Consider the following 12,901-nt stretch of genomic DNA (forward strand, 5'->3'; position numbering starts at 1 on the left):
GGTGCTCTCCCGGAGGCGGGGCGCCGTGGAGGTTGATCGCTCAGAGCGAACAGCCCTTGGGGAACATTCCGGGACTCCCTTTCATTGAGTCGATGTAACTCAACTTGACTGCCGAAGGGGAGATCATGGCTGCTGAGTCCAACGCCTCCACACCGCTCACCCTGCCCGTGCTGCCGCTCGACGACGAAGTGGTGCTCCCCGGGATGGTCGTCCCCCTGGACCTGAGCGACGCCGAGGTGCGGGCCGCGGTGGAGGCCGCCCAGGCCGCCGCGAGGTCCGAGCCGGGCAAGCCTCGGGTCCTGCTCGTCCCACGCGTCGACGGCACCTACGCCAAGACCGGCGTCCTGGGCACCGTCGAGCAGGTCGGCCGCCTCGCCGACGGCGACCCGGGCGCCCTGATCCGCGGCCGGCACCGGGTGAGCATCGGCGCCGGCACCACCGGCCCCGGCGCCGCCCTGTGGGTCGAGGGCAGCCGCGTCGACGAGACCGTTCCCGAGCCCCTGCCCGGCCAGGTCGCCGAGCTGGTGAAGGAGTACAAGGCGCTGGCCACCGCCTGGCTGCGCAAGCGCGGCGCCTGGCAGGTCGTGGACCGCGTGCAGGCCATCGAGGACGTCTCCGCGCTCGCCGACAACTCCGGCTACTCGCCCTTCCTCACCACCGAGCAGAAGGTCGAGCTGCTGGAGACCGCCGACCCGGTCGAGCGCCTGCGGCTCGCCACCCGGCAGCTGCGCGACCACCTCGCCGAGCAGGACGTCGCCGAGACCATCGCCAAGGACGTCCAGGAGGGCGTCGACAAGCAGCAGCGGGAGTTCCTGCTGCGCCGCCAGCTCGAAGCCGTGCGCAAGGAACTGCGCGAGATCAACGGCGAGCAGGAGGGCGAGGAGTCCGACGACTACCGCGCCCGCGTCGAGGCCGCCGACCTGCCCGAGAAGGTCCGCGAGGCCGCGCTCAAGGAGGTCGACAAGCTGGAGCGCTCCTCCGACCAGTCGCCCGAGGGCTCCTGGATCCGCACCTGGCTCGACACGGTCCTGGAGATGCCGTGGAACGAGCGCACGGAAGACGCGTACGACATCCAGGGCGCCCAGGCCGTGCTCGACGCCGAGCACGCGGGTCTCCAGGACGTGAAGGAGCGGATCACCGAGTACCTGGCGGTGCGCAAGCGGCGCGGCGACCGGGGCCTCGGCGTCGTCGGCGGACGGCGAGGCGGTGCCGTACTGGCCCTGGTCGGCCCGCCGGGCGTCGGCAAGACGTCCCTCGGCGAGTCCGTCGCCCACGCGATGGGCCGGGAGTTCGTCCGCGTCGCCCTCGGCGGCGTGCGCGACGAGGCCGAGATCCGCGGCCACCGGCGCACGTACGTCGGCGCGCTGCCCGGCCGGATCGTGCGGGCGATCAAGGAGGCCGGGTCGATGAACCCGGTCGTCCTCCTCGACGAGATCGACAAGGTCGGCTCCGACTTCCGGGGCGACCCGGCCGCCGCCCTGCTCGAAGTGCTCGACCCGGCGCAGAACCACACCTTCCGGGACCACTACCTGGAGGTCGAGCTGGACCTGTCCGACGTGGTCTTCCTCGCCACCGCCAACGTCCTGGAGGCCATCCCGGAGGCCCTGCTCGACCGCATGGAGCTGGTCCGCCTCGACGGCTACACCGAGGACGAGAAGATCGTCATCGCCCGCGACCACCTGCTCCCGCGCCAGCTGGAGCGGGCCGGGCTCGACGGGGACGAGGTGAAGGTCGACGAGGGCGCGCTGCGCAAGCTGGCCGGCGAGTACACCCGCGAGGCGGGCGTGCGCACCCTGGAGCGGTCCATCGCCCGGCTGCTGCGCAAGGTCGCCGCCCAGCACGAACTGGGCGAGCGGGAGCTGCCCTTCACGGTCACCGAGGCCGACCTGCGCGCCCTGATCGGACGGCCGCACCATGTGCCGGAGTCCGCCCAGGACCCGGCCGAGCGCCGCACCTCGGTGCCGGGCGTGGCCACCGGTCTCGCGGTCACCGGCGCGGGCGGCGACGTCCTGTACGTCGAGGCGTCGCTGGCCGACCCGGAGACGGGCGCGGCGGGCCTGACCCTGACCGGTCAGCTGGGCGACGTGATGAAGGAGTCGGCGCAGATCGCGCTGAGCTTCCTGCGCAGCCGGGGCGCCGAGCTGGAGCTGCCGGTGGCCGACCTGAAGGACCGGGGCGTGCACATCCACTTCCCGGCGGGCGCGGTCCCCAAGGACGGGCCGAGCGCGGGCATCACGATGACTACGGCGCTGGCCTCGCTGCTCTCCGGGCGGCTGGTCCGCACGGACGTGGCGATGACCGGCGAGGTCTCGCTGACCGGCCGGGTGCTGCCGATCGGCGGGGTCAAGCAGAAGCTGCTCGCGGCGCACCGGGCGGGCGTCACCACGGTGATCATCCCCAAGCGCAACGAACCCGACCTGGACGACGTCCCGGCGGAGGTGCTGGACAAGCTCGACGTCCACGCCGTCACCGACGTCCGGCAGGTCCTGGAACTGGCGCTCGCACCGGCGACGAACGGTGCCGAGCGGGAGGTTCCGGTCGCGGCGTGACGGCCACGCGGCCGGATGAGTGAAGGGAAAGGGCCCGGACTGCGCCTCCGCGCGGAGTCCGGGCCCTCGCCGTACGCGCCGGGGGCGTCAGCCGTTCGCGAGCGCCCGGACCCGGTCCAGGGCTCCGTTGAACTTGTTGTGGTCCCCGACCGTCGGCCCGGACGAGGTGTACTGCCACATCGTGTAGTACGGCCAGCCCGCCGGCAGCGTCCCCACCGTCGAGGCGTACCGGGCGATCCACAGCGGGTTGTTCGCGGCGAAGCCGCCGTAGTTGCCGGTGCACTGGGTCCACCAGCTGGTGGCCGTGTAGATCACGGCGTCGCGGCCGGTGCGGGCCTTGTAGGTGTTCAGGAAGTCGCGGATCCAGGAGACCATCTGGCTCTGCGTCTTGCCGTAGCAGGCGGCGCCGTACGGGTTCCACTCGATGTCCAGCGCGCCCGGCAGCGTCTTGCCGTCCCGGGACCAGCCGCCGCCGTTGTCCACGAAGAAGTTGGCCTGGGCGGCGCCGCTCGTGGTGTCCGGCGTGGCGAAGTGGTACGCCCCGCGGATCATGCCGACGTTGTACGAGCCGTTGTACTGCTGGGCGAAGTAGGGGTTCTCGTAGTACGTCCCCTCGGTGGCCTTGACGTAGGCCCACTTGACCCCGCTGTTCCACAGGGTCGACCAGGCGACGTTGCCCTGATGGCTGGAGACGTCCACGCCCTCCGTCTGGACGGCGCGGCCGGGGACGGGCGTGCCGTGCTGTCCGTCGTGCTCCACGACGCCCATGCCCATGTGGGCGGAGCCGCGCGGCGGCGTGTCGGCGGCCGACGCGGAGTGGGCGGGGACGGTGAACAGCAGGGAGAACGCGGCGAGCAGAGTCCCGGTGACGGCGAAGCGCCGCCCGCGGGCCGATCCGGATCTGTGCACGAGCATGACGTGCCTCCGATGGCTCGGTGGTGCTCGGTGGGGGATGCGCGGGTGGGGAGAGACCGTGCGGGACGTACGCGCCAAACTGGCGTGCGCATGCCATTCGCTTGTCCCGGAGGGAACGCTACGCACGTAGAACGCCGGGTGGAAGAGGGGTCGGGAGCCGCCGTTGGTCTAAGCCTGCGAAATACTTGCCGAGCTGCGGCGATGGCGCCTTGTGGCGGAAACTTTCAGGACCGGGAAAATCGAGGTAGGGGCTGACGTGCACGAGGACGGGAACGGCGACGGTCGCGGAGTCGAATCCGCGGTGTCCGGCAGTGGTGTGAACCAACCGGAGTTCCTGGCACTGGAGCGGGAGTTGACCGTCCTGCTGCGGCGGGCCCGCGCCAACCAGGGCGAGATGGCCCGCGAGGTCCACCCCGACCTGGAGTCGTCCGCGTACGGCCTCCTCGTGCGGCTCGGCGAGTGCGGGGGGCAGCGGGCCACGGAACTCGCCGCCTACATCGGTGTCGGCAAGGCGACGATGTCCCGTCAGCTGCGCGCCCTGGAGGAACTCGGCCTCGTCGCCCGCGAACCCGACCCCGCGGACGGCCGTGCCTGGCTGGTCACCCTCACCCCGGAGGGCCAGGCCCGCGTCGGCCGGGTACGCGAGGCGCGCCGTGCCCGGTACGCCCGCCGGCTCGCCGGCTGGGACCCGCGCGAGGTGACCGAACTGGCCCGGCTGCTGCACGAACTGAACCGGGGGACGGAGAAGTAGCGGCGGGGCCGGGGCCGGAGCCGGCCTCCGGCACGGTCACAGCTCCGCGTACACCACTGTCGCGTCGTCGTGCGTCTTGCTGCGGCCCAGGAACGAACGGGCCCCCGCCGCGTCGGCGTGCTCCAGCTCCCGCACCCGGTCCACCAGCGCCCGCGCGCCCTGCTTGCGCACCAGCGCCAGGCAGTCCGCCCAGTCGCCCTCCCGGAACCTCTCCACCCACCGGCCGGCCCCGTCCGTCAGCGCCGCCAGCGTCCGCACCCCGCCCCGCGGCAGTACCCCCGTCACCGCCCGCGCCGCCACCGACGGGTCGGCCGCGGCCGTGAAGAAGCCGCCCTCCTTGTTGCGGTAATGGGCGTCCACCAGCGCGTCCGTGGCGAGGGCCGAGCGGGGCAGCCGGGCCAGCCGGTCGTCCAGGACGGCCGTGACCGTGCCGTCGGGCGCCTCCACCAGCAGAGCGGAGTCGGACAGGACCAGGTACTCGACCGAGGCGGGAGACCAGCGGGCGACGACCACGGTTGCCTGCGGCGTGCGGGGGTGAGAAAGCTCACAGGTTCCCGCGTGTGCCGCCGAGGTACGCGCGATGGCGCGGGCCAGGGCGTCGTCGAGGGGAACATCCGGCATCGAAACGGTCAGTTCGGTCAGTGCGCTACCGAGGCGCGCGGTGAACCAGGGCACGGAATGCAGACACCCGGTATCGCCCCGCGGCGGTGTCACGCCGTCCAGCACGACGAGCGAACCACCCTGTCCCGAGGCCGGTAGTCCGACGCTCGCGAAGTCCTCGTTGGGATGGTCGGCGAGTCCGGGTTCCGAGACGAGTTCCGTACGCATCCGGCCAGTCTGCACGACCTCTTCACGGTGTCCGCAAAACGCTGGCACCTTCCCCGAGTTCTCCCGGAATCGGCGCGGTGACACAGGTCAGGCGCCGCTTTTGCGGCGGAATTGGGCACTCCGGCAACGCGTGGCGGCACATAGTGCCACCGCCCGTCCCAGACGTCCAACCGGCTCGCCGCGCGGGCGAGTCGCACGAGCCGGGGGAACTTGCCCACCAACTCCCGTCCGGGGTTCACTCCTTCGGGTGGCGGGCCGGACGATGCGCGCCCACCACCCACCGGCACTGGGAGGGTCGGGGACCGGTGGCGGGTCTGCCCTGCTCACGCGGTGCCCCCCGTCCGACGCGCGGCCGGCGGCCGGGGAGCGGCCCGGAGCGTGGTGGAGGGTGCACGCGCCGGCCGGTCAGTTGACGGAGCGCCACCCGCGCCCACGGGTACACGAGTCAGGAATGCGAGCACCGGTGCAGAAGACGCGGCCTCGTCGCACAGACAAGCAGACGGCCCCCGCGGGGAGCGCGGAGCGCACCCCCGGCACCTCCGCCCCGGCCCAGCCGGCGGCCCCCGTCGGCAAGGGCCGTCCCACCCACGTACGCAACCGGCTCATCGTCGCCGTGGCGGTCGTGGCCGCCGCCGTCGCCGGAGCCGGAGCCCCGTCGGTCGTGGCCGCCTCCGGGCAGCTGCACGACTCCCAGGAACTGGTGACACTCGCCGAGCGGACCCAGGGCGCGCTGACCCTCGCCCACTCCCTCGCCGACGAACGCGACGAGGTGATCCCCTACATCGCCGCGGGCCGCCCCGAGTCCAAGGCGCCCTCCGAGCAGCGCAGCGCCCGCGTCGACCGGCAGGTCGAGGAGCTGCGCGCCGACTCCGACACGCCCGCCTCCCTGCGCGAGGACCTGGACGCCATCGCCGCCCTGCGCCGGGCCGCCCTCACCGGCAAGAGCACCGCCCTCGAAGCGCACGAGGCGTACTCGGAGGCGATCACCGAACTCCACGCCCTGGCCGAGGAACTGGCCGAACGGATGCCGCCCCGCGCCGGGGCCGGGGCGTACGCCCTCGCCGAGCTGGACACCGCCGTCCAGCAGGCCTCCGCCACCCGCGGCCTGCTGCTCGCCGCCCTGAACGTGCCGAGCACCACCGAGACCGTCATCGACCCGATCACGGGCCTGCCGACGGAGACGACCACCTCCTCGGACGCCGACGCCGAGCAGCGCGACGCGCTCGCCGCCGCCGCCCAGCAGGCCCGGGTGCGCTCCGACGCCGCCCTCGCCGACTTCCGCGAGGGCGCGCCCAAGGAGGCGCGGGACCGCTTCGACGCCACGGTCACCGGCCCCGAGGTCAACTCCGCCGACAAGTACCTCGCCGCCCTCACCGACGAGCCGACGCTCTCCGACGACGACCTGGAGACCAGCGCCAAGCGGCTCGACGCAGCGCTCTCCGCCCGCGTCGACGCCATGCGCGGCGCCGAGTCCGCCCTCTACGAGAAGCGCGTCACCGACCTGGAGAAGCTGCGCGACGACGACGTCACCGCGCTGGAGATCCGGATCGCCGCCCTCGCCGCCCTGCTCCTTCTCGCCGTGGGCATCGCCACCGCCATGGCCCGCACCCTCACCCGCCCGCTGTCGGTGCTGCGCCGCGGCTCGGCCCGGCTGGCGGGCGCCGAGGACCCGACGGCCGAGGAGGCCGTCGCCTTCACCGGCCGCAACGACGAGTTCGCCCAGGTCGTCCGCTCCGTCAACGCCCTGCACGCGCACGCCGTCAGCCTCGCCGAGCGCGTCAACACCCTGGAGTCCGACCGCAAGCACCTCGTGGGCCAGCGGCAGAAGATGGCCGACGCCCGCGAGGAACTGCGCGCCGAACTCGACCGCTCCGCCGCCCAGCTGGACGTGGTCCGCAAGAGCATCGGCTCCACCTTCGTGAACCTGGCGCTGCGCACCCTCGGCCTGGTCGAGCGGCAGCTCGCCGTCATCGAGAGCCTGGAGGAGCGCGAGCAGGACCCGGACCGCCTGGCCACCCTGTTCAAGCTCGACCACTTCGCCACCGTCATGCGCCGGCACAGCGAGAACCTGCTCGTCCTCGCCGGCACCGAGCACGTCCAGCACAGCGCCTCGCCGGTGCCGCTGGTCGACGTGGTCCGGGCCGCGGTCAGCGAGATCGAGCGGTACGAGCGGGTCCGCATCGCCGCGCTGCCGCCGCACGCGCACGTGGCCGGCTTCGCCGCCGACGACCTCTCCCACCTGCTGGCCGAGCTGATGGAGAACGCCACCTCCTTCTCGCCGCCGGACCTGCCCGTGGAGGTCTCCGGCTGGCTGCTGGAGAACGGCGAGGTGATGCTCTCCGTCCAGGACGAGGGCATCGGCATGGCCACCGAACGCCTCCAGCGCCTCAACGCCCGCCTCACCGACTTCGACCCGGACGCGCCCTACGACCAGGAGGGCGACGAGGGTCTCGGCCTCGGCCTGTACGTGGTGGCCCGGCTCGCCCACCGGCACGGGGCGCGGGTGCGGCTGCGGGAGCAGAAGCAGGGCGGTGTGGCGGCCGTCGTGGTGCTCCCGGGCCCGCTGCTCGCGGCGGCCCCGCCGGCGGCGCTGGCACCGAGCGTGCCGATGACCGACACCGGGTCCTTCTCGCTGCCGGGCGCCGACGCGGAGGCCAACTCCAACGTCCTGCACGGCCGCGCGGAGAAGGGCGCGCACACGGACGCGGACCCGCTGGTCGCCTCGGCGGAGCAGGCCGTACGGCGGGCGGAGGCCGACGCGGACGCCGACGCGGCGGACGAGGCGGACGAGTCCGAGGACGCCGGGGAGCCGCAGGACACGGCGCCGGCACCGGCCCCGGAGACGCCCCCGGCCGCCGCCGGACCGGAGCCGGCCCCGGAGCCGGCCCCGGAGCCGGAGACCGCGCCCGCCCCGGGCCACGACCTCCCCGACGACTCCACGATGGCCCTGCTGATCCCGGCCCAGACGGGCCCCCAGGACCACGACCGGCACCAGGCCCGGACACCGGAGCCGCAGCCCGAGCCCGAGCCGGAACCGGAGCCCGAGCGCGCCCCTGAGCCGGAGCCCACGCCCGACCCGTACGCCATCGGCCCCGAGGCCCACGACCGCACGCCGGACGAGGCCACGCCGAGGACGACCGGCGAGGACGCCGACGGCGACCCCGCCGAGCCCGTCACCGCCAAGGGTCTGCCCAAGCGGACCCCGAAACTCAGCACCCCCGCCGCGGCACCGAAGCCGCGCACCTCGGGTTCCGTGGACGCCGAGGCACTCCGCCGTCGCCTGGGAGGGTTCCGCAGCGGTGCGGAGGCCGGCCGGCGCGACGTCGAGGCGGAGATCGCCGACCGGACGGAGCAGCACGAGGCGCCGTCCGCCGCGGCGGGGACAACCGAAGAAGCCACGGGGGGCACTGTCGAGGAGGCAAGCAGTTGACCGCGCCCAGTACCTTCGGACTGAGCAGTGAAGCCCGCAATCTCCACTGGCTGCTGACCAACCTCGTCGAGGAGGTCCCCGGCATCCAATCGGTCGCCGTGGTCTCCTCCGACGGCCTGCTGCTCCTCTCCTCCGACCAGGAGCGGAACGACGCGGCCCGCGAGGCACAGACCGTGCGCCGCACCGGACCGCGCGGCTCCGCCGCCGACCTCGCCACGGTCGTCTCCGGCGTCGGCAGCCTCACCGTCGGCGCCGCCCGGCTGATGGACTACGGCAACGTGAAGCACACGATGGTCGCCATGGACGAGGGCAGCCTCTTCGTGATGTCGATCAGCGACGGCTCGCTGCTCGGCGTGCACGGCTCAGCGGACTGCGACATGAGCGTCGTCGCGTACCACATGGCGCTCTTCGTCGGCCGCGCCGGCCACGTGCTGACCCCCGAACTCCGCAGCGAGCTGCGGCAGTCCCTGGAGTCCGAGTCGACGGGGAGTCTCCGATGAGCAGCACCCCCAAGAAGAACGGCCGGGGGAACCTCCCCGTGCGCGGCGCCGACCGCAAGCCCGCCCGCGTACGCCCCTACTCGCTCACCGGCGGCCGCACCCGCTTCGGCCACGTCCTGCTCGTGGAGACGTTCGTCGGCGCCACGGCCGGAACCGCCGCGCTGGAGGCCGCCGAGGAGCGCAAGGAACTGACGAACGGGTCGCTCACCTCCCGCGTGATGCCGGAGATGCGGGCCATCGTCGAACTGTGCCGCCGCATGCGTACGGTGGCCGAGATCGCCGCGCTGCTGAAGATGCCGCTCGGCGTGGTCCGCGTCCTCATCAGCGACCTGGCGGACCAGGGAAAGATCCGTGTGTACGGCACCGGAACCGGCCACGGAACGGGCCGTCCGGACCGCGCTCTGCTCGAAAGGGTGCTCAGTGGACTCCGTCGTCTCTGACGCCGCCGCCTCCGGCGTCTCCCCGCTCGTCGACCCCGACGAGACCATGCAGCCCTGGCAGACGGACCGCACGCGCGCGCCCATAGCCACGAAGATCGTGGTGGCCGGCGGCTTCGGCGTCGGCAAGACCACCCTGGTCACCGCCGTCTCGGAGATCACGCCTCTGCAGACCGAGGCGCTGATGACCGAGGCGAGCGAGGAGACCGACGACCTCACCGCCACGCCGGGCAAGCTGACCACCACCGTGGCCATGGACTTCGGCCGCATCACGCTCGACGACGACCTGGTGCTCTACCTGTTCGGCACGCCGGGCCAGCAGCGGTTCTGGTTCATGTGGGACGACCTGGTGCGCGGCGCGATCGGCGCCGTCGTCCTGGCCGACACCCGCCGCCTGAAGGACTGCTTCCCGGCCCTGGACTACTTCGAGAGCTGCGGACTGCCGTACGTCGTCGCGGTGAACCACTTCGACGGCAGCGAGCTGTTCGAGGCGGAGGACGTGCGGGAGGCGTTGACGATCCCCGCGCACATCCCTGTAATGATCATGGATGCGCGCCGTCGGATCTCGGCCATCGAGACCCTCTTGTCCCTCGTGGGCCACGCGCTCGACGAAACACCCGAGTAGACGAACCCTCGTCCAGACGCCCTCGACCAGGAGACGGAAACCGCATGCGGAAGATACTCGTCGTCGGAGCCGGCCAGTCCGGTCTCCAGCTCGCCCTCGGCCTGCAGTCGCACGGCTACGAGGTCACCCTGATGTCCAACCGGACCGCGGACGAGATCCGTACCGGCCGGGTCATGTCGACGCAGTGCATGTTCCACACGGCACTCCAGCACGAGCGCGATCTCCAGCTGAACTTCTGGGAGTCCCAGGCCCCGAAGATCGAAGGGCTCGGCGTCTCGGTGGCGGCCCCCGGCTCCTTCGACCCGGGCCCCTCGCAGCGGGCGATCGACTGGCTGGGCCGCCTCGACGGCTTCGCGCAGTCGGTCGACCAGCGGGTGAAGATGGCCGGCTGGATGGAGACCTTCGCCCAGCGCGGCGGCCAGCTCGTCATCCACGGCGCGGCCGTCGGCGACCTGGACTACTTCTCCCGCGCCTACGACCTCGTCCTGGTCTCGGCGGGCAAGGGCGAGCTGGTCCAGATGTTCGGCCGCGACGCGGAGAGGTCCCCGTACAGCGAGCCGCAGCGCGCCCTCGCCGTCGCCTACGTCCACGGGATGGGCCCGCGCCCCGAGCACCCGGAGACGGAGGCCGTGCGCTGCAACCTGGTGCCCGGCGTCGGCGAGATGTTCATCATGCCGACCTTCACCACCTCGGGCCGCGCCGACATCCTGTTCTGGGAGGGCATACCCGGCGGCCCGCTGGACGCCTTCAAGGACGTCAAGGACCCCTCGGAGCACCTCTCCCTGACCCTGGAACTCATGGAGAAGTTCCTCCCGTGGGAGTACGCGCGGGCCACCAAGGTCGAGCTGACCGACGCCGGCGGCACCCTCGCCGGCCGCTACGCCCCCACCGTCCGCAACCCGGTCGGCCGCCTCCCCGGCGGCGGCGCGGTCCTCGGCGTCGCCGACGTGGTCGTCGCCAACGACCCGATCACCGGCCAGGGCTCCAACTCCGCCTCCAAGTGCGCCGCCTCCTACCTCGCGTCGATCCTGGAGCACGGCGACAAGGAGTTCGACGAGGCCTGGATGCGGCAGACCTTCGACCGCTACTGGGAGACGGCCCAGCACGTCACCAAGTGGACGAACACCATGCTCGCCCCGCCGCCGGAGCACGTGCTGAACCTGATCGGCGCCGCCGGCCAGCTCCAGCCCGTCGCCGACCGCTTCGCCAACGGCTTCAACGACCCGGCCGACTTCGAGAACTTCTTCTACGACCCGGCGAAGACCGAGGGCTACCTGATGGAGGTCTCGGGCGCCGCGGGCGCCTGAGCCTCCGCGTACCCCCGGTCCGATCCGTCCGTCGCCCCCGCGGGGAGCCTCGGCGGCGTGTACCGCCCGAGCGGCTCCCCGCCCGGGTCGGGCCGTACGGCTCCCAGCACCGGGTTGGCGGCGATCGGTGACACCTTGACCTCGGCGCCGGGGCGCGGTGCCTGGACGACCATGCCGTCGCCGAGGTACATCGCCACGTGGGTGGCCTCGGGGAAGTACACGACCAGGTCACCGGGGCGCAGCTCGTCCAACGGCACGCGCTCCAGCCGCGCCCACTGCTCCTGGCTGGTCCGGGGGATCGGCGTCCCGGCCCGCCGCCAGGCCACGGAGGTCAGTCCCGAGCAGTCGTAGGTCGCCGGGCCCTCCGCGCCCCACTCGTACGGCTTGCCGAGCTGCTCCACCGCGAAGCGCACCGCCCGCTCGCCCCCGGCGGACGGCTTGGCGTCGTCGCCGAGCGCGCCGGACGCCAGGAACCGCTCCTGCTCCTCGGCGATCCCGCTCTCCTCCAGCTCCGCCAGCGCGGCCAGTTCCTCCGGGGTGAGCGAGGCGAGCAGTTCCTCCACGGCGCGCAGCCGCTCGCGCACGTCGTCGCGCTGCTCCTCCTGGCTCTCGGCGAGGGCGGCCTGCCGGTCCAAAGCCTGCCGGGAGCGGCGGGCCAGCTCCTCGGCCTTCTGCTCCGCGCCGGTCAGGCGGCCCACGGTCTCGACCCGTTCCCGGGCCAGCCGGCCGATCACACGGCCCTGGCCGAGCGCGTGCTGCGGGTCGCGGGCCAGCAGCAGGCGCAGGTACGGGGAGAGATCGCTGCTGTTCTGGTACTGCTGCCGGGCCAGCCGTCCGGCCGCGCCACGGCTGTCGTGCAGGGACAGACGGGTCCGCGCCAGTTCGGCGTCCAGCCGCCGCACCTCGGCGCGCTGCTTCTTCAGGCGCTCCTCGGTGCCGTTGTAGGTCTCGGTGGCCTTCTCCGCCTCCCGGTAGAGCCGCTGAAGGTCCGTCAGCAGCCCTGCCACGGAACGGTCGCCGGGCGTGCCGGGCGCGGGTTCGGCCGACGCGGTCCCGGGCGCGAACCCGATTCCGGCCGCCACCGCGGCCGTACACACCAAGCGCAGCAGCCTTCCTGACATGCCATCACCTCCCGCGCGGGGCGGTGGGTCCGCTCCGCACGGTGAGCATGTGGCGGGCCGGCGGACTCCGCGCGCCGAGTGTGCGCGGTTCGGCGCAACGGGGTCACCCGTCGGCGTCGTCCGGCTTGCCACCCGGCGTGGCGTCTGGATCGGCGGTCGCCGGGCGGTCGGGCTTCGACCAGGGCCACTTCCGGCCGGAGGCCTTGTCGCCCTCGGGGGCGTGGACGTACTTCCAGCGGGCGAGCCGCAGCCCGCCCCGCGCGTCCCGGGGCTCCCTCCGGTACACGAGCACGGTGGGCGGGCCGCCGTCCGGGCCGGGTACGGGGATGCGGTAGGTCTTCGGCGGGTGCCCGGTCATGCCGACGAGCACGGGCAGCACCCGCCCGTCCATCGGGCCGCCCTCGAAGGGGGTGTCTTCGCTCTTCACGGCACCAGTGT

General features: G+C 73.1%; 11 protein-coding genes. 7 read left to right on the top strand and 4 right to left on the bottom strand.

The window, feature by feature from the left end; genetic code table 11:
- Positions 1-125 precede the first annotated feature (125 nt).
- On the top strand, positions 126-2,549 hold the full coding sequence (gene lon, locus M6G08_RS14525) for an endopeptidase La (protein WP_272587580.1): 2,424 nt from the start codon (positions 126-128) through the stop codon (positions 2,547-2,549).
- An 87-nt stretch (positions 2,550-2,636) separates the two neighbouring features.
- Here lon and M6G08_RS14530 read toward each other — a convergent pair whose 3' ends face one another.
- Entirely contained in the window at positions 2,637-3,464 is an 828-nt protein-coding gene (locus M6G08_RS14530; protein WP_272587581.1) for a lysozyme, read from the bottom strand.
- A 256-nt stretch (positions 3,465-3,720) separates the two neighbouring features.
- On the opposite strand from M6G08_RS14530, the gene M6G08_RS14535 reads away from it, so the two are divergent.
- Positions 3,721-4,215, top strand: coding sequence for a MarR family winged helix-turn-helix transcriptional regulator (locus tag M6G08_RS14535; RefSeq protein ID WP_272587582.1), 495 nt, complete (start codon positions 3,721-3,723; stop codon positions 4,213-4,215).
- 36 nt (positions 4,216-4,251) lie between these two features.
- Here M6G08_RS14535 and M6G08_RS14540 read toward each other — a convergent pair whose 3' ends face one another.
- Entirely contained in the window at positions 4,252-5,043 is a 792-nt protein-coding gene (locus tag M6G08_RS14540) for a protein phosphatase 2C domain-containing protein (RefSeq protein ID WP_272587583.1), read from the bottom strand.
- 451 nt (positions 5,044-5,494) lie between these two features.
- On the opposite strand from M6G08_RS14540, the gene M6G08_RS14545 reads away from it, so the two are divergent.
- The 5 genes from M6G08_RS14545 to M6G08_RS14565 are packed head-to-tail and all read left to right on the top strand — an operon-like array spanning position 5,495 to position 11,342.
- Positions 5,495-8,473 carry a sensor histidine kinase gene (locus M6G08_RS14545; RefSeq protein ID WP_272587584.1) on the top strand — a complete coding sequence of 993 codons (2,979 nt, stop codon included), beginning with the start codon at positions 5,495-5,497 and terminating at the stop codon, positions 8,471-8,473.
- Positions 8,470-8,973 (top strand): roadblock/LC7 domain-containing protein, encoded by a 504-nt coding sequence (locus M6G08_RS14550; protein ID WP_272587585.1) that lies wholly within the window; start codon positions 8,470-8,472, stop codon positions 8,971-8,973. The genes M6G08_RS14545 and M6G08_RS14550 overlap by 4 nt, the downstream gene beginning before the upstream one ends.
- Entirely contained in the window at positions 8,970-9,413 is a 444-nt protein-coding gene (locus M6G08_RS14555) for a DUF742 domain-containing protein (RefSeq protein ID WP_073724239.1), read from the top strand. Before M6G08_RS14550 ends, M6G08_RS14555 begins: the two co-directional genes overlap by 4 nt.
- Positions 9,394-10,035, top strand: coding sequence for a GTP-binding protein (locus tag M6G08_RS14560; protein WP_073724237.1), 642 nt, complete (start codon positions 9,394-9,396; stop codon positions 10,033-10,035). Before M6G08_RS14555 ends, M6G08_RS14560 begins: the two co-directional genes overlap by 20 nt.
- 44 nt (positions 10,036-10,079) lie before the next feature.
- Positions 10,080-11,342, top strand: coding sequence for a styrene monooxygenase/indole monooxygenase family protein (locus M6G08_RS14565; protein WP_272587586.1), 1,263 nt, complete (start codon positions 10,080-10,082; stop codon positions 11,340-11,342).
- Here M6G08_RS14565 and M6G08_RS14570 read toward each other — a convergent pair.
- Both M6G08_RS14570 and M6G08_RS14575 read right to left on the bottom strand, forming a co-directional pair.
- Positions 11,306-12,463: a C40 family peptidase gene (locus M6G08_RS14570; RefSeq protein ID WP_272587587.1), complete on the bottom strand. Its 1,158-nt coding sequence runs from the start codon at positions 12,461-12,463 to the stop codon at positions 11,306-11,308. The genes M6G08_RS14565 and M6G08_RS14570 overlap by 37 nt on opposite strands.
- Before the next feature lie 103 nt (positions 12,464-12,566).
- A complete protein-coding gene (locus tag M6G08_RS14575) occupies positions 12,567-12,890 on the bottom strand; it encodes a DUF8847 domain-containing protein (protein WP_272587588.1) in 324 nt (107 codons plus the stop codon).
- Between the last annotated feature and the right edge of the window lie 11 nt (positions 12,891-12,901).

The sequence above is a fragment of the Streptomyces sp. M92 genome (genome assembly GCF_028473745.1).
In the GTDB taxonomy this organism is placed as follows: Bacteria; Actinomycetota; Actinomycetes; order Streptomycetales; family Streptomycetaceae; genus Streptomyces.